The sequence below is a fragment of the Escherichia sp. HH41S genome, assembly GCF_009820115.1.
Taxonomy (GTDB): domain Bacteria; phylum Pseudomonadota; class Gammaproteobacteria; order Enterobacterales; family Enterobacteriaceae; genus Escherichia; species Escherichia coli_F.
The window spans coordinates 1-23,889 of sequence record NZ_VNXE01000068.1 but is presented as its reverse complement, the minus strand read 5'-3'; the positions used below and the strand labels follow the sequence as shown (position 1 = coordinate 23,889).

Sequence of the window (23,889 nt, the reverse complement as noted above, 5' to 3'; positions counted from 1 at the left end):
GATGCATGAGCGAGCCGTTAATTGTCGGCATCCGGCATCATAGTCCGGCCTGCGCCCGGCTGGTGAAATCGTTAATCGAAAGCCAGCGGCCACGATACGTGTTGATTGAAGGCCCGGCTGATTTTAATGACCGGGTAGACGAACTGTTGTTAGCCCACCAGCTTCCGGTAGCTATTTACAGTTATTGCCAGTATCAGGACGGTGCGGCCCCCGGGCGTGGTGCCTGGACGCCATTTGCTGAATTTTCGCCGGAGTGGCAGGCGCTACAAGCCGCACGTCGTATTCAGGCACAAACTTACTTCATCGATTTGCCTTGCTGGGCGCAAAGTGAAGAAGAGGATGATTCGCCTGATATGCAAGAGGAAAGCCAGGCCTTTCTGCTGCGTGCCACCCGCATGGATAACAGCGACACCTTGTGGGATCACTTGTTCGAAGATGAAAGCCAGCAAACTATATTACCCTCTGCACTGGCGCACTATTTTGCACAACTGCGGGGCGACGCCTCCGGCGATGCACTCAATCGTCAGCGCGAAGCCTTTATGGCCCGCTGGATTGCATGGGCGATGCAGCAAAATAATGGCGACGTATTAGTCGTCTGCGGAGGCTGGCACGCTCCGGCACTTGCAAAAATGTGGCGCGAATGCCCACAAGAAATTAACAAGCCAGAATTGCTCTCACAGGATGATGCCGTTACAGGTTGCTATCTCACGCCATACAGTGAAAAGCGCCTTGATGTGCTGGCAGGATACCTTTCAGGAATGCCTGCCCCGGTCTGGCAAAACTGGTGCTGGCGGTGGGGCTTGCAGCAGGCAGGTGAACAACTACTAAAAACGGTTCTTACCCGTTTGCGCCAGCACAAATTGCCTGCTTCAACCGCGGATATGGCTGCCGCTCATTTACATGCGATGGCGCTGGCACAGTTGCGCGGTCATACACTACCGTTACGCGCTGACTGGCTGGATGCCATAGCAGGCTCGCTGATTAAAGAAGCCTTGAATGCGCCGTTGCCGTGGAGCTATCGCGGCGTTATTCATCCCGATACCGATCCGATACTGGTAACGTTGATAGACACATTAGCAGGTGACGGATTCGGTAAACTTGCCCCCTCGACGCCACAGCCACCTCTGCCAAAAGATGTCACCTGCGAACTGGAACGTACCGGAATCTCTCTTCCGGCGGAGCTTACCTTAAATCGCTTTACCCCCGATGGACTGGCGCAAAGTCAGGTGCTACATCAGTTGGTAATACTGGAGATTCCCGGCATTGTGCGCGAGCAAGGAAGTACACTGACGCTGGCGGGCAACGGTGAAGAACGCTGGACATTAACCCAGCCACTTAGCCAACATGCGGCATTGATTGAAGCCGCCTGCTTTGGTGCCACACTCCAGGAGGCCGCACGCAATAAATTAGAAGCCGATATGCTGGACGCGGGTGGAATCAGCGGCATCACCACATGTCTTAGCCAGGCCGCGTTAGCGGGTCTGGCGTCCTTCAGTCAGCAATTACTGGAACAACTCACATTATTAATCGCCAAGGAAAATCAGTTTGCCGAAATGGGCCTGGCGCTGGAAGTGCTTTACGCCTTGTGGCAGCTCGATGAAATCAGCGGTATGCAAGGCGCGCAGATATTACAGACGACGTTATACGCGGCTATCGATCGCACACTGTGGCTATGTGAATCCAACGGCAGGCCGGATGAGAAGGAGTTTCACGCTCACCTGCATAGCTGGCAGGCGCTTTGCCATATCCTGCGCGATCTAAATAGCGGCGTTAATTTACCCGGCGTTTCGCTTTCTGCGGCGGTAGCCTTACTGGAACGTCGCAGTCAGGCGATTCATGCCCCAGCGCTGGATCGCGGTGCGGCCCTTGGCGCGCTGATGCGTCTGGAACATCCCAACGCCAGTGCCGAAGCGGCGCTGACGATGCTGGCACAATTATCCCCGGCACAATCTGGCGAGGCGCTGCACGGTTTGCTGGCATTAGCCCGCCATCAACTGGCCAGTCAGCCTGCATTTATCGCCGGTTTCAGCAGCCATTTGAATCAACTGAGTGACGTCGATTTTATTAACGCCCTGCCCGATTTGCGCGCGGCGATGGCCTGGCTACCGCCACGAGAACGCGGGACGCTGGCGCATCAGGTGCTTGAGCATTACCAGCTCGCTCAGCTTCCCGTTTCGGCGCTGCAAATGCCGTTGCATTGCCCACCGCAAGCCATTGCACATCATCAACAACTCGAACAGCAGGCACTGGCATCACTGCAACACTGGGGAGTTTTCCATGTCTGAACTGAACGATCTTCTGACCACTCGTGAGCTACAACGCTGGCGATTAATTCTTGGCGAAGCGGCAGAAACGACGCTTTGTGGGCTGGATGACAACGCCCGGCGGATAGACCACGCGCTGGAGTGGCTGTACGGGCGCGACCCTGAACGGCTCCAGCGTGGTGAACGCTCCGGTGGATTAGGTGGCTCAAATCTCACCACCCCTGATTGGATCAACAGTATTCACACGCTGTTTCCGCAACAGGTGATTGAGCGGCTGGAAAGCGATGCTGTACTGCGCTATGGCATTGAAGATGTAGTGACAAATCTCGACGTGCTGGAACGTATGCAGCCCTCTGAAAGCCTGTTACGCGCCGTTTTGCACACCAAACATCTGATGAATCCCGAAGTGCTGGCTGCCGCCCGCCGGATAGTGCGCCAGGTTGTTGAAGAAATTATGGCGCGACTGGCAAAGGAAGTTCGTCAGGCTTTTTCTGGTGTCCGCGATCGTCGTCGCCGCTCATTTATTCCACTGGCGCGTAATTTCGATTTCAAAAGTACCCTGCGAGCCAACCTGCAACACTGGCATCCGCAACACGGCAAGTTGTATATCGAATCCCCCCGCTTTAACAGTCGCATTAAGCGCCATAGCGAACAATGGCAGCTGGTGTTACTGGTTGATCAAAGCGGATCGATGGTTGACTCGGTGATCCACTCAGCGGTGATGGCGGCCTGTTTATGGCAGTTACCCGGCATTCGTACCCATCTGGTCGCTTTTGACACTAACGTCGTCGATCTCACTGCCGACGTTGCCGATCCGGTAGAGTTATTAATGAAAGTACAATTGGGCGGCGGGACCAATATCGCCAGTGCCGTGGAATATGGTCGGCAACTTATTGAACAACCAGCGAAAAGCGTCATCATACTCGTGAGCGATTTTTATGAAGGGGGTTCATCATCTTTGCTGACGCATCAGGTGAAAAAGTGTGTCCAGAGCGGCATCAAAGTGCTGGGACTGGCAGCGCTCGATAGCACCGCAACACCTTGCTACGACCGCGACACAGCCCAGGCGCTGGTAAATGTCGGCGCACAAATAGCCGCGATGACGCCGGGCGAACTGGCTTCCTGGCTGGCGGAGAATCTTCAGTCATGAATTCACTACGTCCGGAATTATTAGAACTAACACCGCAGGCACTGACGGCGTTAAGCAATGCCGGTTTTGTTAAGCGCAGCCTTAAGGAACTGGAAAATGGTAATGTTCCAGAAATCAGCCATGAGAACGGCGCCTTAATCGCCACGTTCAGTGACGGTGTCCGTACCCGGCTGGCGAACAGTCAGGCACTGAAAGAGGCTCAATGCAGCTGCGGGGCCAGCGGCATGTGCCGTCATCGCGTGATGCTGGTGTTAAGTTATCAACGACTTTGTGCCACTGCCCAGCCTACGGAAAAAGAAGAAGAGTGGGATCCGGCAATCTGGCAGGAAGAACTGGCTACCCTGCCCAATACCACGCGTAAACGCGCGCAGGCGCTGGTCGCTAAAGGCATCACCATTGAGTTGTTCTGCACGCCGGGCGAAATTCCCTCTGCCCGCTTACCGATGAGCGATGTGCGTTTTTATTCCCGCAGCAGCATTCGTTTCGCCCGTTGTGATTGTATTGAAGGAACGCTGTGTGAACACGTAGCACTGGCTGTGCAGGCCTTCGTCGAGGCCAAAAATCAACAAGCAGAATTTACTCATTTGATCTGGCAGATGCACAGTGAACACGTCACATCATCTGACGATCCGTTTTCCAGCGACGAAGGTAAAGCATGTCGTCAATATGTTCAGCAATTAAGTCAGGCATTATGGCTGGGCGGGATCAGCCAACCGTCAATCCACTACGAGGCCGCTTTCAGCCGCGCGCAGCAAGCGGCGGAACGCTGCAACTGGCGTTGGGTAAGTGAATCACTACGACAGCTACGGGCAAGCGTTGATGCCTTCCACGCCCGCGCCAGCTACTATCATGCCGGAAAATGCTTGTGCCAGCTTGCGGCGTTAACCAGTCGCTTGAACAGTGCACAAGAGATGGCGCGACGTGACAGTGTCGGTGAAGTACCGCCCATACCGTGGCGCACGGTCATTGGCGCAGGCATTGCTGGCGAAGCAAAGCTTGATCATTTGCGGCTGGTGTCACTAGGTATGCGTTGCTGGCAGGATAATGAGCGGTATGGTTTACGCATCTGGTTCACCGATCCCGACACCGGCAGTATTTTGCATCTTTCGCGCAGTTGGCCGAGAAGTGAACAGGATAACTCTCCAGCGGCAAAACGGCGGCTGTTTAGTTTTCAGGCTGGCGCGCTGGCGGGTGGGCAAATTGTTTCACAAGCAGCAAAACGCAGTGCTGATGGCGAGTTGCTGTTAGCTACCCGCAACCGCTTAAGCAGTGTTGTTCCGCTGTCGCCTGATGCCTGGCAAATGTTGAGCGCACCACTGCGCCAGCCGGGCATTGTGGCTTTGCGGGAATATTTACGCCAACGTCCGCCAGCCGCCATACGACCGCTTAACCAGGTCGATAACTTATTTATTCTGCCAGTAGAAGAGTGCATTTCACTCGGTTGGGACAGCAGTCGGCAGACACTGGATGCGCAGGTAATCAGTGGCGAAGGTGAAGATAATGTGCTGACGTTATCACTGCCAGCTTCAGCCAGTGCGCCCTTTGCTATTGAACGCATGGCAGCTCTGTTACAACAAACAGAAGATCCCGTTAGTCTGGTTTCTGGCTTTGTCAGTTTTGTAGAGGGGCAATTGACACTGGAACCACGGGTGATGATGACAAAAACCCGCGCCTGGGCGCTGGACGCAGAAACTGCGCCTGTGGCACCGCTACCTTCTGCCAGCGTTTTGCCTGTGCCGTCTACCGCTCATCAGTTGCTGATGCGCTGCCAGGCGTTACTTATTCAACTGCTCCATAACGGCTGGCGCTATCAGGAACAGAGTGCTATTGGTCAGGCAGAGTTGCTGGCGAATGACCTCACTGCGGTGGGTTTTTATCGGCTGGCACATGTGTTGGCACAATTTCGTAATACAGAAGGCGAGGCACGGGGAGATGCAATGAATAACTGCGTTTTGCTTTGCGAACAATTATTAACCTTGCTTGAGTAACAAGGACAAATAGTGCTTTTTACAAAGAGTTCTACTCCAGTTCCGGACTGCTCACGCCAAGGTATTAGGCATATCCTATGTGGCCCCTGGTGTGGTCACCAGTTCCTTGATTAAATAAAATGGAGTTTTACATGAAGGCTTTCAATAAGCTGTTTTCCCTTGTTGTTGCATCTGTTCTGGTTTTCTCTCTTGCTGGCTGCGGTGACAAAGAAGAATCGAAGAAATTTAGCGCTAATCTGAACGGTACTGAAATTGCTATTACCTATGTCTACAAAGGTGACAAGGTTCTTAAGCAATCTTCTGAAACCAAAATTCAATTTGCCTCCATTGGTGCAACCACCAAAGAAGATGCCGCCAAGACACTTGAGCCGTTAAGTGCCAAATATAAAAACATCCCTGGCGTTGAAGAAAAATTAACCTTTACCGATACTTATGCTCAGGAAAACGTGACTATCGATATGGAAAAAGTTGATTTTAAAGCCCTGCAGGGTATTTCAGGTATCAACGTTTCTGCTGAAGATGCCAAAAAAGGTATCACTATGGCGCAAATGGAACTGGTGATGAAAGCCGCTGGTTTTAAAGAAGTGAAATAATCTGTCGGCGGCCATGTTTTTCGCATGGCCGCCATGCCCGTCTTAGCTTTTCTTCACATGCTGGCGCGCTGCCAGTCCACGCAAAAAATAACGTAAAAATTGATCGCCGCATTCGCGGAAGTTTTTATGATCCGGTGCACGCATCATCGCCGTAATTTCCGGCATCGAAACGCGGAACTGCTGTTCGGTAAGGATCGCCAGAATATCATCAGTTTTCAGCGAAAACGCGATACGTAATTTTTTCAGCACGATGTTGTTATTAATGCGACGTTCCGGCTCCAGTGCCGGCGCTGACTCATCCTTGCCACGTTTTTCATAAATCAGGCCATTCAGGAATGAAGACAGAACAATGTCCGGACAACGCTGAAACCCTTCTTCGTCTTCTTTGCGTAGCCAGACGGCGATCTGTTCCGCAGTGGCTTCGACATTACCCAGCGCCAGAATGCGCACCAGGTCGTTATTATTGGCTTTCAAAATGTAGCGCACGCTGCGCAGAATATCGTTACTTAGCATGAGGCCTTCAGGTGTTGATGAGGCAAAAAACCATTTTAGCAGTCTTTTACAGGCCAATCGCCTCTTTTAAACTTTTCAGATAGCGGCGGCTGACCGGAACAGTTAAGCCATTACGTAAAATCAACTCGGCCTGGCCGTTATCTTCCAGACGAATCTCCTGTAAATGCGCGAGGTTAACCAGGTACTGACGATGGCAGCGCAGTAGTGGTGTACGGCTCTCCAGGGTGCGCAAAGTCAGTTCGGTAAAACCTTCTTTCCCTTCGTGGCTGGTAACGTAGACACCGCTCATCCGACTGCTGACAAATGCTACATCTCTCATTTGCAGCAAATAAATCCGACTATGCCCCGTACAAGGGATAAATTTCAGCGCCTGTTGATTTTCCGGTAACAGCGAAACATCCTGCTTGCTGCGCTCCTGACGCAAACGCGCCAGCGTTTTCTCCAGCCGCGCTTCATCAATTGGCTTCAGGAGATAATCAAATGCATGTTCTTCAAAGGCTTTAATGGCGTATTCGTCAAACGCGGTGAGAAAAACGATATACGGACGATGTTCCGGGTCGAGCATCCCCACCATTTCCAGACCGCTAATACGCGGCATCTGGATATCGAGAAACAGCACGTCCGGGCGCAGTTTATGCACCGCGCCGATCCCTTCTACAGCGTTTGAACACTCGCCGACAATTTCAATATCACTCTGCTCCTGCAAAAATACGCGCAGGTTCTCCCGTGCTAACGGTTCGTCATCGACAATTAAGACTTTAATCATGCCTCGTCCCTCCATGGTAGTCGTAACGTTATTCGGGTGTAATTATCAGGTTCACAGGCGACGCTTATCCCATAGTCATCGCCAAACCGTTCACGTAAACGCTTATCCACCAGATTCATCCCCAGCCCGCTGGCATTGGTTACCGGTTGATACAAGCCAGCATTGTCTTCGATCTCCAGCATCAAATGTTGCCCCTCACGTCGGGCGCTGATTGCTACTCGCCCTGTATCCAGCAGTTGTGATGTCCCATGTTTAATGGCGTTTTCCACAATCGGTTGCAGGGTAAACGCGGGCAATTGCTGCTGGGATAATTCTTGCGGAATAGCAATGTTGACCTGCAACCGCGACTGGAAGCGCGCCTTTTCAATTTGCAGATAAGCATTCACATGTTCAATTTCGTCGGCGAGAGTAACAAACTCCGAAGGCCGCTTTAAGTTTTTACGGAAAAAAGTGGAAAGATACTGCACCAGCTGACTGGCCTGTTCGCTGTCGCGGCGGATCACCGCTTTAATGGTGTTAAGCGCATTAAACAAAAAATGGGGGTTCACCTGGGCGTGAAGCAGTTTGATCTCTGACTGGGTGAGCATCGCTTTTTGCCGCTCATATTGCCCGGCGAGGATCTGCGCCGAAAGCAATTGCGCAATCCCCTCGCCCAGCGTGCGATTGATTGAACTGAACAAACGGTTTTTGGCTTCATACAATTTGATGGTGCCCATCACCCGCTGATTTTCACCACGCAACGGAATCACCAGCGTCGAACCCAGTTTGCATTGCGGATGCAACGAGCAACGGTAAGGCACTTCGTTGCCATCGGCGTAGACCACTTCACCGGTTTCAATCGCTTTTAAGGTATAAGTCGAAGAAATCGGTTTGCCGGGTAAATGGTGGTCGTCACCAATTCCGGTAAAGGCCAGCAATTTCTCTCGATCGGTAATCGCGACTGCACCAATATCCAGCTCCTGATACAGCACCTGTGCCACTTTCATGCTGTTCACTTCGTTAAACCCCTGGCGCAAAATGCCTTCCGTCGAGGCAGCCACTTTCAGCGCAGTAGCAGAAAAAGCCGAAGTGTATTTTTCAAACATCGCGCGTTTATCGAGCAATATACGCATAAACAGCGCCGCGCCGACGGTATTGGTGACCATCATTGGCGCAGCAATATTACTCACCAGACGCACCGCATCTTCATAAGGTCGGGCGATAGCCAGGATGATCAGCATTTGCACCATTTCAGCGACGAACGTGACGGCACCCGCGGTAATGGGATTAAAGACTTTATCAGTACGCCCGCGACGGATCAGGATGCTGTGTACCAGGCCGCCGAGCAATCCTTCAACGATGGTCGAGATCATGCAACTTAGCGCGGTCATGCCCCCCATCGAATATCGATGTAACCCGCCGGTCAGACCAACCAGCCCACCGACGACTGGACCACCGAGTAAGCCCCCCATTACCGCACCAATCGCACGGGTATTGGCAATAGAATCGTCAATGTGCAGCCCAAACCAGGTGCCCATGATGCAGAAGATGGAAAAGACGATGTAGCAGAGAAATTTATGCGGCAGACGAACCGTGACCTGCATTAACGGTATGAATAATGGCGTTTTACTCATTAACCACGCAATGACTAAAAAAACGCACATCTGCTGAAGCAGCAGCAACACCAGATTAAAATCGTACATACCCGCAAACCACACTTCCCTTTAAAACGCGTAACATACATTGCCTGCGTTTAACTTTCTTTGAACTCTTGCAGAAAAATGAGAATTCGTGAGTACGATCACTCAAAATCGCCTGGCAAAAATAAAATCACCCTATAGATGAACAAAAAACGGGCAAAACTACCTGGTTCGCAAAACTGCGTCTAAAGTTAAACTGGGACCTCGCGAGCAAGGGTGAGACGATGGCGCTTTACACAATTGGTGAAGTGGCGTTGCTTTGTGATATTAACCCTGTCACGTTACGCGCGTGGCAGAGGCGTTACGGATTGCTGAAACCGCAACGGACAGACGGCGGTCATCGGCTGTTCAATGATGCCGATATTGACCGGATCCGCGAGATCAAACGCTGGATCGACAACGGCGTGCAGGTCAGCAAAGTTAAAATGCTGCTCAGTAATGAAAATGTTGATGTGCAGAACGGCTGGCGCGATCAGCAAGAAACATTACTGACTTACCTGCAAAGCGGCAATCTGCATAGCCTGCGAACGTGGATCAAAGAGCGCGGTCAGGATTACCCCGCCCAGACACTCACCACGCACCTGTTTATTCCTCTGCGCCGACGACTTCAGTGCCAACAACCGACTCTCCAGGCGCTGCTGGCGATCCTCGACGGCGTACTGATCAACTACATCGCCATTTGTCTGGCTTCGGCACGTAAAAAACAAGGTAAAGATGCGCTGGTGGTTGGCTGGAATATTCAGGATACCACCCGTCTGTGGCTAGAGGGCTGGATTGCCAGTCAACAAGGATGGCGCATTGATGTCCTCGCCCACTCGCTCAATCAACTACGCCCTGAACTGTTCGAAGGCCGTACATTGCTGGTGTGGTGCGGTGAAAATCGAACCTCTGCCCAACAGCAGCAACTTACCAGTTGGCAGGAACAAGGCCATGATATTTTCCCACTCGGCATTTAATGATTCGTTAACAAATGCGCTTTACTGTACAATCCTTTCGTTAACATAAGGAGTGCATTATGCGCATAGCTAAAATTGGGGTCATCGCCCTGTTCCTTTTTATGGCGTTAGGCGGAATTGGTGGCGTCATGCTCGCAGGTTATACCTTTATTTTGCGTGCTGGCTAAGCGCCTGCACCAGCCTTTCAAACAGGCGGTCTGCGATGATCGCCGCCAGTGCCACCAGTAACGCCCCCTGGATCACATACGCGGTATTAAATCCGCTAAGCCCGATGATGATGGGCGTACCCAGCGTGCTGGCCCCTACCGTTGAGGCGATCGTCGCCGTACCAATGTTGATAATCACCGAAGTTCGCACACCCGCCAGAATCACCGGAGCCGCCAGCGGTAGCTCGACCTTACGCAGTTGCTGTCCACGGCTCATTCCCATACCCTTAGCAACTTCTGTCACGCTGGCATCAATCGCTCCCAGCCCGGCAAGTGTCGCCTGCAGGACGGGCAGCACACCGTACAGGATCAAGGCGATAATCGCCGGTTGCAGACCAAACCCCATCACCGGAACAGCAATCGCCAGCACCGCGACAGGCGGAAAAGTCTGCCCAACGGCAGCGATAGTTTCTACCAGTGGGCGAAATTCCGCGCCCCACGGTCGAGTGACGGCAATTCCGGCACCAACGCCAATGATCACAGCAAACAAACTCGAAATTCCCACCAGCCAGAAATGGGCCAGCGCCAGGACGGCAAAACTTTCTTGCTGATAAACGGGTCGTGGCAGTTGTGGGAACAAGGCAGCAAACAGCGGCTGGCTGTAAGGCAGCCAGAAAATCAGCGCCACAAACAGAGCAATGAGCCAGAACAGCGGATCGCGCAACATCTTCATACGCTTACGCCTCCACCAGCAGATCCTGAAAATGCAGCGTACCGCAAGGCTGGCCCTGCGTGTTCACCACCGGCAGCACTTCGCATCCCCGCGCGACAAACAGGGAGAGCGCATCGCGTAGCGTCATCTCTTCTGCCAGCGCCTCACCTTCAGCCCGCTCTTCGCGACGCACATAATCCGCCACGCTACGTAACGAAAGCAGGCGCACACCCAGTTCACTACGGCCAAAAAACTGGCGGACGAAATCATTCGCCGGACGAGTCAGCATCGCCAGAGGATTACCCTGCTGCACCACTTCACCGTGATCCATCAATACCAGATGTTCTGCCAGCCGTAGCGCCTCATCAATATCATGAGTGACCAGCACAATGGTACGCCCCAGCAAACGGTGAATGCGCGTCATCTCTTGTTGCAACGCACCGCGCGTTACCGGGTCCAGTGCGCCAAAGGGTTCATCCATCAATAAGACTTGCGGATCGGCAGCCAGTGCGCGCGCCACTCCCACACGTTGCTGCTGACCGCCGGAAAGCTGATGCGGATAACGCTCACGCAAATTTGGCTCCAGCCCCAGTAGCGCCATTAATTCGTCAATACGGTCGTCGATCCGCGCCCGAGGCCATTTTTGTAATTGCGGCACAGTGGCAATGTTTTGCGCCACGCTCCAGTGGGGAAACAGGCCAATAGATTGAATGGCATAGCCCATCCGGCGGCGCAACTCCAGCACTGGCAGCGAGCGAATTTCTTCTCCGGCAAAGCGGATCACTCCGCTGTCATGCTCTACCAGACGGTTGATCATTTTCAATGTGGTGGATTTACCGGAGCCTGATGTACCAATCAGCACCGAAAAACTCCCCTCCTGAAAATTGAGATTGAGATCGTTAACGGCTTTTTGTGTGCCGAACAGTTTGCTGACATGGCTAAATTCAATCATTACGTTTCACCTTCAGCAGTGCGATAAACAGATCGAACAGTGCGTCGATCAGCACCGCCAGTACGATTACCGGGATCACCCCCAGCAACACTAAATCAATGGCACTGCTTAGCAGCCCCTGGAAAACCAGCGCACCAAAACCGCCTGCGCCGATTAACGCCGCAATCACCGCCATGCCGACGGTTTGCACCATCACCACCCGCAGGCTGCGCAGAAATACCGGTAACGCCAGCGGTAACTGAACATGCAGGAATCGCTGCGCCCCGCTCATGCCCATCGCTCTGGCGCTCTCCAGCACATCGCGCGGGATCTGGTTCAAGCCGACTACCACACCGCGCACCAGCGGCAGCAAGGCATAGAGCACCAGCGCAATCAGTGCGGGTGTCATTCCGGTTCCTGCTATGCCGAGCTTACCCAGCCACGGAAAGGCCGTAACCAGCGCGGCAAGCGGCGCAATCAACAGGCCAAAGAGCGCCACCGAAGGCACGGTCTGAATGACATTCAGCAGAGAAAAAATCGCCCCCTGCCGCGCAGTGGAAAAGTAGCACCAGACGCCCAGCGGCACACCAATCACTAACGCAGGCAGCACCGCACCAAACAGCAACGTCAGATGTTGCGCCAGCGCGTCATTAAATACATCCTGACGGTTGGCGTATTCTTTCATTAGCGAGAGATCGTTAAGCGCGCCGGAATACAGCAACCACAGCGGAATAATGGCAATCTGCATATGCAACAACCAGCGCCACAGCGGATGCGTGGAGATTCGGCGGATGGCATCGCTACAGGCCAGCAATGCCAGCGCCGCAGCCAGCCAGAAACCACTGCCGAGGCTGGTACGCGCCAGCGCACTGCCATTTTGCGCCAGTTGTGTCGCCGCCTTTCCCGCGCCCCACACCAGCAATATGAAGACGAATTGCGCCAGAATGAGTGCAAAAATGCTGCCTTTTTTACCGGGAATAAAACAGGCGGTCAGCCAGGCGCAACCAACGCCCACCAGCATCCAGATCGTTTGCGGCCACAGCTGCCAGAGATGACGCCCCTCACCCGAGACTAAACGATTAGGCGCGTAACTGATAAACGGCAGCGCCGCTGCGATTGCCGTCAGCAACAGTAGCAGCGCCAGAACAGGATTAATACGGAAATAAGTCACGGGAAATTACTTCGTCCACCCTTTTTGTTTCAGGTAGTCGGCAGCCACTTTTTTGGCATCCAGTCCTTCCACAGCAATGCTGGCATTCAGTTGCTGCAATGTTTTTGCATCGAGGCTGGCGAAGACTGGCTGTAGCCACTGTGCCATTTGCGGATACTCCTTCAACACCGATTCACGCACCACTGGTGCAGGCGCGTAGATAGGTTGCACGCCTTGCGGATCGCTTAAGGTTTGCAGCCCCAGCGCCGCGACCGGGCCGTCGGTGCCGTAAGCCATCGCCGCATTAACGCCGGATGTTTGCTGGGCAGCAGCTTTGATTGTCACCGCAGTGTCGCCACCGGCCAGTGACAGCAACTGATCCTGACTGAGCTTAAAGCCATAGGCTTTTTCAAAAGCGGGTAAGGCATCGGCGCGTTCGATAAACTCTGCTGAGGCCGCCAGTTTGAAGGTGCCACCGTCTTTCAGATAACGACTCAGGTCGGCAAGCGAAGTGAGTTTGTTTTTCTCTGCAACATCCTGACGCACGGCGATGGTCCAGGTGTTATTTGCAGGCGCAGGCGTCAGCCAGATTAACTTGTTTTGTTCTGCATCGAGCTTTTTGACTTTCTCGTAGCCTTGCCCGGCATTTTTCCACGCCGCATCGTTTTCATCTTTAAAGAAAAACGCGCCATTGCCGGTATATTCCGGATAGATATCCAGTTCACCGGAAGTAATCGCCCCGCGCACCACCGGCGTGGTTCCCAACTGGACTTTATTCACCGTCGGTACGCCGTGGCTTTCCAGCACTTGCAAAATAATGTTGCCGAGTAGCGCGCCTTCGGTATCGATTTTCGAACCGACTTTAACGGGGGAAGCCGCCTGTAGCGGCAGGCTCACGGCTGCCAACAAAACCAGTGAACCTGCCCAGAGCTTTGAGAGTGGCATGATGCTTTCCTCATTCTTTTACTGTTGTTTTCAGCGAATTAAGAGAAAAGCATAGTTGATAATGGCGGGGTTAGCCTGAGCGGAAGGATTCAGTTGCAGAATCAGATAAATACTTAAAGGGCATATTTTGCCCGGCGTTTCTTGCCGGATGCGGCGTAAACGCCTTATCCGGCCTACAAACAGCGAAAATTCAAGAGGTTAAAAACCCGCGAAGGCCTGATAAGCGCAACGCATCAGGCAAAGGGCGCAGACGTCGCGCCCTTACTAAAGCATTACAGCAACTCAAACTCGCCTTTCTTAACGCGTGCGGAATCAGTGCCGATAAAGACATTGAACTTGCCAGGCTCGGCGTCATATTTCATCTGTTGATTCCAGAACTTCAGCGCCTCGATATCAATCGGGAAGCTGACGGTCTGAGTTTCGCCCGGTTTCAGGGTGATTTTCTCAAAGCCTTTCAGCTGCTTCACCGGGCGACTCATGGAAGCCGTCACATCCTGCAAGTACATCTGCACTACCGTCGCCCCTTCGCGCTTACCGGTGTTCGTCACCTGCACACTGGCGGTCACTTTGCCGTCACGCTTCATGGTCGGCGCAGAAAGTTTCACATCAGAGACGGTGAAGGTGGTATAGCTCAGACCATAGCCGAACGGATACAGCGCCCCGTTAGCTTCATCAAAATAACGCGAAGTGTATTTGTTCGGCTTGTCGGCATTATACGGCCGACCGGTATTCAGATGGCTGTAGTACACCGGGATCTGCCCGACAGAACGCGGGAAGGACATCGGCAGCTTGCCCGACGGGTTGTAATCGCCAAACAACACATCGGCAATCGCATTACCGCCTTCAGTCCCCGCAAACCAGGTTTCCAGAATCGCATCAGCCTGCTGATCTTCTTTCACCAGCGCCAGTGGACGTCCGTTCATCAGCACCAGCACCAGCGGTTTACCGGTGGCTTTCAGCGCCGCAATCAAGTCACGTTGGCTTTGCGGAATAGTAATATCGGTACGGCTGGAAGCCTCGTGCGCCATCCCCTGAGCTTCACCGACCACAGCCACCACCACATCAGATTGTTTCGCGGTTTGCACCGCTTCATCAATCATCTCTTGGGGCGAACGCGGATCGACTTTGACCGCCTCTTCATACTGATTCAGGAAATCGATAATGCCTTTGTCACTGGTAACGTTCGCCCCTTTGGCGTACAGCACTTTACCGTTTTCACCGACGGCATTTTTAATCCCGGTCAGTACGGTCACGGATTGATCGGCAACACCGGCTGCGGACCAGCTGCCCATCACGTCACGTTTGCTGTCCGCCAGTGGCCCAACCACCGCAATGGTGGCTGATTTTTTCAGCGGTAACGTTTCGAGACGGTTTTTCAGCAACACCAGGCTTTCGCGTGCCACTTCACGCGCTTCTTTGCGGTGCAGGCGGCTTTCAGCATTAGTATCCACCGGGTCAGACTCTTTCGGTCCAAGGTGGCTGTATGGGTCGTTGAACAGCCCCATATCATATTTGACGTTCAGCACGTGGCGGGCAGCGTCGTCCAGCTCTTCCATCGTCACTTTGCCGGATTTGATCAACCCAGGCAGATACTTCGAGTAATACTCATCGCTCATACTCATGTTGATGCCGGATTTCAGCGCCACGCGCACCGCATCTTCCGGGTCTGCCGCCGTGCCATGTTTAATCAGCTCTTTGATTGCGCCATGATCGGAAACGGTAATGCCTTTAAAGCCCCACTGATCGCGCAGCACATCTTTCAGCAGCCAGGAGTCGGAAGTTGCTGGCGTGCCATTCAGCGAGTTCAGCGCCACCATTACCGCACCGCTGCCTGCATCCAGCCCCGCTTTGTACGGCGGCATATAGTCGTTAAACAGGCGCTGCGGACTCATATCGACGGTGTTGTACTCTTTACCGCCTTCTACCGCGCCGTAAGCGGCAAAGTGTTTGACGCTGGTCATCACCGAGTAGCGATCTGCCGGGCTTTTACCCTGCATCGCTTCCACCATAGTCTTACCCATAATCGAAGTGAGATACGTATCTTCCCCAAAACCTTCGGAAGCACGTCCCCAGCGCGGATCGCGCGAGACATCGACCATCGGTGCCCAGGTCATATTCAGGCCATCATCTGCCGCTTCATAAGCAGAGACACGTCCGACCGTTTTCACCGCATCAAGATTAAAAGAAGAGGCCAGACCGAGGCTAATCGGGAACACCGTGCGTTGACCGTGCAGCACATCGTAAGCAAAGAAGAGAGGAATTTTCAGGCGGCTCAGTTCCATCACCTGATCCTGCATGGCGCGGATATCCTGACGGGTTACGGTGTTGAAAATCGCTCCAACCTGCCCGTCTTTGATCATCTCGCGGATCGCCTCTTTCGGGTTATCCGGGCCGACGCTGATTAAGCGCAGCTGACCAATTTTCTCATCAACTGTCATTTTCTTGAGCAGTTCGGTGACGAACGCATCACGCGCTTCAGGCGTTAATGGATGGTTACCGAATAAATCATCCGCCAGTGCTGGTTGCAGGGCCAGACTCACCGCGATACCTACTGAACATAGCCATTTCATATGGATTATTCTTCCTCTGTTGCCCGACGAGGCAGCGAAAATGGTGCAAAAACCGTAGTTTGCCATAAGCATGATGGAGAGAGAAAAAGAATGCTCAGTTTATTGTCTGAATTTTCAAAATATTCACTCGCTGAATTGTCATACAAGGCGCTATGCTAGTTTGTGATATTTTTTCGCCACCACAAGGAGTGGAAAATGTCTTCCATGACAACAACTGATAATAAAGCCTTTTTGAATGAACTTGCCCGTCTGGTCGGTCATTCACACCTGCTCACCGATCCCGCAAAAACGGCCCGCTATCGCAAGGGCTTCCGTTCTGGTCAAGGCGACGCGCTGGCTGTCGTTTTCCCTGGCTCACTACTGGAATTGTGGCGGGTGCTGAAAGCCTGCGTCACCGCCGACAAAATTATTCTGATGCAGGCTGCTAATACCGGCCTGACCGAAGGCTCGACGCCAAACGGTAACGACTATGATCGCGATATCGTGATCATCAGCACCCTGCGTCTCGACAAACTACATGTTCTCGGCAAAGGCGAACAAGTGCTGGCCTATCCGGGCACCACACTCTATTCGCTGGAAAAAGCCCTCAAACCGCTGGGACGCGAACCGCACTCAGTGATTGGATCATCGTGTATAGGCGCATCAGTCATCGGCGGTATTTGTAACAACTCCGGCGGCTCGCTGGTGCAGCGTGGCCCGGCGTATACCGAAATGTCGTTATTCGCGCGTATAAATGAAGACGGCAAACTGACGCTGGTGAACCATCTGGGGATTGATCTCGGCGAAACGCCGGAGCAGATCCTTAGCAAGCTGGATGACGATCGCATCAAAGATGACGATGTGCGCCACGATGGTCGTCACGCCCACGATTATGACTATGTCCACCGCGTTCGTGATATTGAAGCCGACACACCAGCACGTTATAACGCCGACCCGGATCGCCTGTTTGAATCCTCCGGTTGCGCCGGTAAACTGGCCGTCTTTGCGGTACGTCTTGATACCTTCGAAGCAGAAAAAAATCAGCAGGTGTTTTATATCGGCACCAACCAGCCGGAAGTACTGACCGAAATCCGCCGTCATATTCTGGCTAATTTCGAAAATCTGCCAGTTGCCGGGGAATATATGCACCGGGATATCTACGATATTGCGGAAAAATACGGCAAAGACACCTTCCTGATGATTGATAAGTTAGGCACCGATAAGATGCCGTTCTTCTTTAATCTCAAGGGACGTACCGATGCGATGCTGGAGAAAGTGAAATTCTTCCGTCCGCATTTTACCGACCGTGCGATGCAAAAATTCGGTCACTTGTTCCCCAGCCATTTACCACCGCGCATGAAAAGCTGGCGCGATAAATATGAACATCATCTGCTGTTAAAAATGGCGGGCGATGGCGTCGGCGAAGCTAAATCGTGGCTGGTGGATTATTTCAAACAGGCCGAGGGCGATTTCTTTGTCTGTACGCCGGAAGAAGGCAGCAAAGCGTTTTTACACCGTTTCGCCGCTGCGGGCGCAGCAATTCGTTATCAGGCCGTGCATTCCGATGAAGTCGAAGACATTCTGGCGCTGGATATCGCTCTGCGGCGTAACGACACCGAGTGGTATGAGCATTTACCGCCGGAGATCGACTGCCAGCTGGTGCACAAGCTCTATTACGGCCATTTTATGTGCTATGTCTTCCATCAGGATTACATCGTTAAAAAAGGCGTGGATGTGCATGCGTTGAAAGAACAGATGCTGGAACTGCTACAGCAGCGCGGCGCGCAATACCCTGCCGAGCATAACGTCGGTCATTTGTATAAAGCACCGGAGACGTTGCAGAAGTTCTATCGCGAGAACGATCCGACCAACAGCATGAATCCGGGGATCGGTAAAACCAGTAAGCGGAAAAACTGGCAGGAAGTGGAGTAAATACGGCTGGATGCCTGATGCAGACGTAGGCCTGATAAGATGCGTAAGCATCGCATCAGGCATCGTGCACCGAATGCCGGATGCGGCGTGAACGCCTTATCCTGCCTACGGACGCGTCACGTTTGTAGGCCTGATAAGATGCGCAAGCATCGCATCAGGCATTGTGCTCCGAATGCCGGATGCGGCGTAAACGCCTTATCCTGCCTACCCTTAATCGTTCTGCGCCGTCTGCCCCGCCGCCGCCATCTGAGCAGCTTTTTGTTTTTTATAGCTCAACGCTGCTGCCGGAACAGGCATCACTTTACCGGTTTCAATCCAGGTACGCAGGCGGCTGGCATCGGCAAAATGGGTATATTTGCCAAACGCATCCATCACTACCAGCGCCACCGGTTTATTATTGATAACCGTGCGCATCACCAGACAATGGCCCGCCGCATTGGTAAAACCGGTTTTGGTTAACTGAATATTCCAGTTATCGCGATACACCAGATGGTTAGTATTGCGGAACGGCAGCGTATACGTCGGGTTAGAGAAGGTTGCCATATCTTCCCTGGTAGTACTTAACTGACCAATCAACGGATATTGTTTGCTGGCAATGAGCAGTTTGGTTAAATCACGAGCGGTTGAAACGTTATGCACCGACAATCCGGTCGGTTCAACAAAGCGCGTGTTGTTCATTCCGAGCGATTTCGCTTTCGCATTCATCGCCTTAATAAATGCTTTGTAACCACCGGGATAATGGTGCGCAAGGCTTGCCGCCGCGCGGTTTTCTGAAGACATCAGCGCCAGCAACAGCATATCTTTACGGCTGATTTCGCTGTTCAGTCGTACGCGCGAATAGACCCCTTTCATCTCCGGCGTCTGGCTGATATCCACTTTCAGTTTTTCATCCAGCGGCAATCGTGCATCCAGCACAACCATCGCGGTCATTAATTTACTGATAGACGCAATCGGACGCACCAAATCCGGGTGGTTCGAATAGATCACTTTGTTGGTATTCAGATCAACAATCATCGCGCTACCGGAGGCAATTTCCGGTTGTGAAGCGGTGGTAGCGGCTGCCGTTTTCGCAACGGCCTGCGGCGCAAAAGGCACAGCCAGCATCAGGGCCAGGCTAAATAAAGAAACTCGAAATTTCGGCATGATGAGCATTCAGATAGTGGTTCACGCGCACAGGTTGCGCACCGCCGGAGTAAGGATTTACTGAGGCTAGCGACGCCATCATAACGAGCAAAAAGTGCGATCGTCAAAGGAGAATCGTGAGGAAATGCTGCATTGCTGACATTTACGCCAGCAATGCAACACAAAGGAACTTTCTAGAACAAACGATAACCGTAGCCCCATAGTATAACGGTAAGGGCGAGCAGCACTTCCAGTACCAGCACGCCAATCGCCAGCGTCGAACTGGAGAAGCTAAGGCCTTCCTCTTTGTTGATATTCAGGAAGCTTGGAATACCGAGGTAAAGCAGGTAGCCGGTGTAAAACAGCGCCACCGTGCCGACCAGCGCACACAACCAGACCAGCGGATAAAGCGCCACCAGACCGCTTAAAAACAGCGGAGTTGCAACGTAGCCCGCAAAGACCATGCAGTGCGCAAGTGACGGACGCTGCGGATAATTGCGCGCCATCCACCAGATGACCCGCCCCATCACCGCGACCCCAGCCAGCATAACGCCATAAAACAAGACGGCCAGCGCCAGTCCGGTGAACCAGGATAACTTCAGGATAGTGCCATCGCCAAAATTCCAGCCAATTTGCGTGGTGCCAATGAAGGCGCAAATCACCGGAATTGCCGCCATCAGCAAAACGTGGTGGGTGTAGTGATGAGAAATCGTTTCGTTTTCGCGATTAATCACCTGCATTTCACGATCGGGATGGGAAAACAGTCCCCAGACATGGCTCATACCGCCCCCTTGTTGTGAGTTCATGAACCTGACAGTTCAAGTATAAGTCAGCTTGTGATTATTTTTTGTGCATTCATAGAATTTGCACCGTCTGATGAGCGTCCTTTTTCAGCGTGAATGATTCACAGGGTGTATGCTTACAGGCAACCAAAGGGAGACAGACGGGCCTATGGATCTCAATACACTCATCTCACAATATGGTTATGCTGCGCTGGTGCTCGGAAGTCTGGCGGAAGGTGAAACCGTGACGTTGCTGGGAGGCGTTGCGGCACATCAGGGGTTATTAAAGTTCCCGCTGGTGGTACTTTCTGTAGCGCTTGGCGGCATGATTGGCGACCAGGTGCTTTATCTGTGCGGGCGGCGGTTTGGTGGCAAGCTGTTACGCCGCTTCTCTAAGCATCAGGATAAAATTGAGCGGGCGCAGAAACTTATCCAGCGCCATCCGTATCTGTTTGTCATTGGTACGCGTTTTATGTATGGCTTTCGGGTCATTGGCCCGACGCTGATTGGTGCCAGCCAGCTGCCGCCGAAAATCTTTCTGCCGCTGAATATTCTCGGCGCATTTGCCTGGGCGTTGATTTTTACCACTATCGGTTATGCTGGTGGTCAGGTGATTGCGCCGTGGTTGCACAATCTCGACCAGCATTTGAAGCACTGGGTCTGGTTGATTCTGGTCGTGGTTCTGGTGGTTGGCGTGCGCTGGTGGCTGAAACGGCGCGGGAAGAAAAAGCCGGATGATCAGGCGTAAAACCATTGCCTCGGATAAGGCGGTTTGCGCCGCATCCGACATCCGTCGCACTATGCCTGATGCGACGCTTGCACGTCTTATCATGCCTACCAAATATTACCCATTGAAATAACCACGCACCTCACAGTGCTATTCTGGGTTGAACTGCGGATTCGCCAGCATAAAGCCACCATCGACAATTAACGACTGCCCGGTGGTGTAATTTGCGCCTTCAGAGCATAACCACGCCACCAGGCTGGCAATCTCATGCGTTGCGCCGAAACGCCGCAGGGGAATCGAAGGCTCCGCGTCGGGCTTCACGTCGCCGTCATCCAAGCCATTCATTGGCGTGGCGATAGCCCCAGGCGCGACTGCATTCACCAAAATCTTATGCCTGACCAGCTCAAGCGCCATCGCTTTGGTTAGCCCACCGAGTGCATGTTTAGCGGCAGTATAGGCGCTGGCATCCGGCAGCGGCGTATGTTCATGTACCGACGTAATGTTGATGATGCGACCGCCCTGCCCTTGTTTCACCATCTGGCGGGCCGCAATTTGCGAGCATAAAAATGCACCATCAACATCAACGGTAAAAATCTTGCGCCACTCATCGAAAGCCATATCAAGAAACGGCGCTTTGGTCATTGTGCCCGCATTATTCACGAGCACATCGATGCGCCCCAGCCGTTGAATAAGTTTCTCCAGCGCCAGTGCCCCCTCTGGCAGTTTACCGAGATCCAGCTGCACCATCTCCGCACGTACGCCGTGGCTTACCACCTCACGCGCGGTATCTTTTGCCCCTTCTTCATCTGAGTGCCAGGTAATACCAATATCAAACCCCTGCTGCGCCAGTAATAACGCGCACTCTTTGCCGATCCCCGAATCGGAGGCGGTAATAATCGCGACCTGTGCCATCGAGTTCTCCACTTAACGCTGAATAAACGTTAAGTATAGAAGGCGTATATCATCAGCGTTTGTAACCCCCGCCCAACGCACCAGTGAGTTGAATGGAGGCATCCAGCCACTGCCCTTGCAATAACAGGCCATTGGCACGCTCACGCAGCGCCGGGATTCTGGCTTCGCTGACGCGGGAACCGGCAATGATGCCCGCGTTAAAGCGCGCCTGTGCAAGACCTACCACACGTAAGGCATCGCGTTCAATTTGCGCCTGATGCAGGTTTTTCTCGGCCAATGTCTGAACCTGACTGGCAGCCCGCGCCACATCATTCACCGCTTCAACCACCGCTTTGTTGTAGCTGGCGATCGACAAGTTGCTTTCGGCTTTCGCGATATCCAGATTGGCGTTAAGACGACCGCTATCAAAAATGGGTAGTGTCAGGCCTGCCGTAACGCCCATTTGCTGCGCGGAATGACGGAACAGGTCGCTTAAGTGCAATGAATCCTGTTGCAGGAAGGCCATCAGGTTGATGTCAGGGTAAAATGCCGCTTTTGCCGCATCAATGGTGCTTAACGATGACTCAACGTACCAATGCGCTGCCTGCAAATCTGCCCGCCGTGCCAGCAATGAATACCCCAGTTCATCTGGAAGCTGACTTGCCACTTTCGGCAACTCAACCGGTTTAAGCTTCAATGACTTTATCTGGTGATTTGTAAGTGCGCTTAACCGTGCCTCAATAATTTTCATTTTTCCCACGACATCGTTGAGCTGCTGCCGGGTCTTGCTGGCATTAATATCGGTTTCCACACCTTCAACTGAAGAAGTAATCCCGTTCTGATATAGCTGGCGATCGGTCGCGATAATGGTGTTCTGCTCTTTTTCGATTTGCTGCAAAACAGTGTTTAACGCTGCCTGGGTTTGCCACTCCCAGTAAAGGCGGGCAACGCTGCCAGCCAGCAATTGGCGGGTTTGCTCGCGTTCCGCCGCCCGTGCTTTAACTGTACCCAGGCGAGCAGTAACCTCCGCCCGATTCTTTCCCCAAATATCAAGATGCCAGCCCGCCGTTAAGCCAAAAGTACCATTGGTGTACCACGGACCGGTCGTACCTGCGGCAGGATCGTTCAGAGCAAACGGCCCCATTAGCCCTTCTGCCGACATTTTTTGCCGCTCCATATCCGCAGAAAAATCGATCTGAGGGCCATCCTGAGTGGCAACTGCCTTCGCCTGGGCTTCAGCCAGCTGAATGCGCTGTTCAGCCACCTGCATATCCGGTGCGTTCTGCAGTGCATTGTTAATTAATGAAGTAAGTTGATTATCGTGATACTCCAGCCACCATTGGCTGTCTGGCCAACCATTTTTCAGCGCCGTGGGTAATGCGGTGTCAACTTGCGCAGCGGGTGTTTGCTGGCTTAACGCCTGGCGGGTTTCATGCATAGGCGCACACCCGGCCAGCATCAGTAACAGAGGAAAACAGGCGATGGCTGGGTAAAAGGAATCACGATTCATGGAGGAATAGTCAGGTAAGAAAAGGTGCGCGGAGATTACCGTGTGATGCAATATATTTTTTAGTTTCGCGTGGCAATACATCAGTGGCAATAAAACGACATATTCAGAAAAATATACAGTAAGTGAATGATATTCTCCGATTTATCTTAATCACTTATGAGTAAAGGCAAAGGGCTTCGTTTTTTCCTATACTTATTCGACACTCACAAATAAAGGAACGCCAATGAAAATTATACTCTGGGCTGTATTGATTATTTTCCTGATTGGACTACTGGTGGTGACTGGCGTATTTAAGATGATATTTTAAAATTAATTAACGTCATCAGATCCGAAAATAACGAGAATATTTCAGTCTCTCATCCTGTTGCGCTCCTGTCATGTACATTGCTTCATATAATCACTAGCGCAAGGAGCGCGCAGGGGGCGACCAGTCGCCGCCGCCCCCTGCACCCCCGGGCTCTGGCGAACATAATCGCCGCTGCGCGGTGCCCTCGGCTTATCCCTTACGGCTACCGGGTCGGGCGCGAGGTAACATATATGGACGCTCCCGGAATGCAATGCTTTCTTCAGTTATGTAATAAAA

At 52.7% G+C, this 23,889-nt stretch carries 21 protein-coding genes; 9 read left to right on the top strand and 12 right to left on the bottom strand.

Annotation, left to right across the window (positions count from 1 at the left end; genetic code table 11):
• The first annotated feature begins 5 nt into the window (after positions 1–5).
• The 4 genes from FQZ95_RS14410 to FQZ95_RS14395 all read left to right on the top strand — a co-directional run bounded on the left by FQZ95_RS14410 (position 6) and on the right by FQZ95_RS14395 (position 5,995).
• Positions 6–2,285, top strand: coding sequence for a DUF5682 family protein (locus tag FQZ95_RS14410; protein ID WP_160530341.1), 2,280 nt, complete (start codon positions 6–8; stop codon positions 2,283–2,285).
• On the top strand, positions 2,278–3,414 hold the full coding sequence (locus FQZ95_RS14405; protein ID WP_088541327.1) for a VWA domain-containing protein: 1,137 nt from the start codon (positions 2,278–2,280) through the stop codon (positions 3,412–3,414). Before FQZ95_RS14410 ends, FQZ95_RS14405 begins: the two co-directional genes overlap by 8 nt.
• Entirely contained in the window at positions 3,411–5,402 is a 1,992-nt protein-coding gene (locus FQZ95_RS14400) for an SWIM zinc finger family protein (protein ID WP_160530340.1), read from the top strand. Before FQZ95_RS14405 ends, FQZ95_RS14400 begins: the two co-directional genes overlap by 4 nt.
• 131 nt (positions 5,403–5,533) lie before the next feature.
• Positions 5,534–5,995, top strand: coding sequence for a YehR family lipoprotein (locus tag FQZ95_RS14395; protein ID WP_001353103.1), 462 nt, complete (start codon positions 5,534–5,536; stop codon positions 5,993–5,995).
• A 42-nt stretch (positions 5,996–6,037) separates the two neighbouring features.
• Here FQZ95_RS14395 and FQZ95_RS14390 read toward each other — a convergent pair whose 3' ends face one another.
• The 3 genes from FQZ95_RS14390 to btsS are packed head-to-tail and all read right to left on the bottom strand — an operon-like array spanning position 6,038 to position 8,956.
• Positions 6,038–6,508, bottom strand: coding sequence for a DUF1456 family protein (locus FQZ95_RS14390; protein WP_001295430.1), 471 nt, complete (start codon positions 6,506–6,508; stop codon positions 6,038–6,040).
• 46 nt (positions 6,509–6,554) lie between these two features.
• On the bottom strand, positions 6,555–7,274 hold the full coding sequence (gene btsR / locus FQZ95_RS14385) for a two-component system response regulator BtsR (RefSeq protein ID WP_001353101.1): 720 nt from the start codon (positions 7,272–7,274) through the stop codon (positions 6,555–6,557).
• A complete protein-coding gene (gene btsS / locus FQZ95_RS14380; protein ID WP_024212152.1) occupies positions 7,271–8,956 on the bottom strand; it encodes a two-component regulatory system sensor histidine kinase BtsS in 1,686 nt (561 codons plus the stop codon). Before btsS ends, btsR begins: the two co-directional genes overlap by 4 nt.
• Positions 8,957–9,177: 221 nt before the next feature.
• Here btsS and mlrA point away from each other — a divergent pair, with 221 nt between their 5' ends.
• Complete coding sequence (gene mlrA / locus FQZ95_RS14375; RefSeq protein ID WP_001240401.1) at positions 9,178–9,909, top strand: HTH-type transcriptional regulator MlrA; 732 nt, start codon at positions 9,178–9,180, stop codon at positions 9,907–9,909.
• Between the two features lie 59 nt (positions 9,910–9,968).
• A complete protein-coding gene (locus FQZ95_RS14370) occupies positions 9,969–10,076 on the top strand; it encodes a protein YohO (RefSeq protein ID WP_001216963.1) in 108 nt (35 codons plus the stop codon).
• Here FQZ95_RS14370 and yehW read toward each other — a convergent pair.
• The 5 genes from yehW to bglX all read right to left on the bottom strand — a co-directional run bounded on the left by yehW (position 10,057) and on the right by bglX (position 16,363).
• On the bottom strand, positions 10,057–10,788 hold the full coding sequence (gene yehW, locus FQZ95_RS14365) for a glycine betaine ABC transporter permease YehW (RefSeq protein WP_160530339.1): 732 nt from the start codon (positions 10,786–10,788) through the stop codon (positions 10,057–10,059). The two genes, FQZ95_RS14370 and yehW, sit on opposite strands and share 20 nt — an antisense overlap.
• Before the next feature lie 4 nt (positions 10,789–10,792).
• The gene (gene yehX / locus FQZ95_RS14360) at positions 10,793–11,719 is read right to left on the bottom strand and encodes a glycine betaine ABC transporter ATP binding protein YehX (protein ID WP_032184583.1); all 927 of its coding nucleotides are present in this window, start codon (positions 11,717–11,719) and stop codon (positions 10,793–10,795) included.
• Positions 11,712–12,869 (bottom strand): glycine betaine ABC transporter permease YehY, encoded by a 1,158-nt coding sequence (yehY, locus tag FQZ95_RS14355; RefSeq protein ID WP_088541323.1) that lies wholly within the window; start codon positions 12,867–12,869, stop codon positions 11,712–11,714. Before yehY ends, yehX begins: the two co-directional genes overlap by 8 nt.
• 6 nt (positions 12,870–12,875) lie before the next feature.
• A complete protein-coding gene (gene osmF, locus FQZ95_RS14350) occupies positions 12,876–13,793 on the bottom strand; it encodes a glycine betaine ABC transporter substrate-binding protein OsmF (RefSeq protein WP_045145351.1) in 918 nt (305 codons plus the stop codon).
• A 272-nt stretch (positions 13,794–14,065) separates the two neighbouring features.
• Positions 14,066–16,363 (bottom strand): beta-glucosidase BglX, encoded by a 2,298-nt coding sequence (gene bglX / locus FQZ95_RS14345; RefSeq protein ID WP_000871488.1) that lies wholly within the window; start codon positions 16,361–16,363, stop codon positions 14,066–14,068.
• A 195-nt stretch (positions 16,364–16,558) separates the two neighbouring features.
• On the opposite strand from bglX, the gene dld reads away from it, so the two are divergent.
• The gene (dld, locus tag FQZ95_RS14340) at positions 16,559–18,274 is read left to right on the top strand and encodes a D-lactate dehydrogenase (protein WP_000097375.1); all 1,716 of its coding nucleotides are present in this window, start codon (positions 16,559–16,561) and stop codon (positions 18,272–18,274) included.
• 210 nt (positions 18,275–18,484) lie between these two features.
• Here the strand turns inward: dld and pbpG are convergent, their stop codons facing one another.
• Positions 18,485–19,417 carry a D-alanyl-D-alanine endopeptidase gene (gene pbpG, locus FQZ95_RS14335; protein ID WP_001319943.1) on the bottom strand — a complete coding sequence of 311 codons (933 nt, stop codon included), beginning with the start codon at positions 19,415–19,417 and terminating at the stop codon, positions 18,485–18,487.
• A 173-nt stretch (positions 19,418–19,590) separates the two neighbouring features.
• Positions 19,591–20,178 (bottom strand): Yip1 family protein, encoded by a 588-nt coding sequence (locus FQZ95_RS14330; RefSeq protein WP_001295454.1) that lies wholly within the window; start codon positions 20,176–20,178, stop codon positions 19,591–19,593.
• Between the two features lie 169 nt (positions 20,179–20,347).
• On the opposite strand from FQZ95_RS14330, the gene FQZ95_RS14325 reads away from it, so the two are divergent.
• Positions 20,348–20,926, top strand: a complete 579-nt coding sequence (locus FQZ95_RS14325) for a DedA family protein (RefSeq protein WP_001353099.1) — start codon at positions 20,348–20,350, stop codon at positions 20,924–20,926.
• A 129-nt stretch (positions 20,927–21,055) separates the two neighbouring features.
• On the opposite strand, the gene FQZ95_RS14320 is transcribed toward FQZ95_RS14325, so the two are convergent.
• Entirely contained in the window at positions 21,056–21,817 is a 762-nt protein-coding gene (locus tag FQZ95_RS14320; RefSeq protein ID WP_160530338.1) for an SDR family oxidoreductase, read from the bottom strand.
• A gap of 52 nt (positions 21,818–21,869) precedes the next feature.
• Complete coding sequence (mdtQ, locus tag FQZ95_RS14315) at positions 21,870–23,306, bottom strand: multidrug resistance outer membrane protein MdtQ (protein ID WP_202384150.1); 1,437 nt, start codon at positions 23,304–23,306, stop codon at positions 21,870–21,872.
• 223 nt (positions 23,307–23,529) lie between these two features.
• On the opposite strand from mdtQ, the gene yohP reads away from it, so the two are divergent.
• Complete coding sequence (yohP, locus tag FQZ95_RS26730) at positions 23,530–23,613, top strand: small membrane protein YohP (protein ID WP_000691708.1); 84 nt, start codon at positions 23,530–23,532, stop codon at positions 23,611–23,613.
• Positions 23,614–23,889 lie beyond the last annotated feature (276 nt).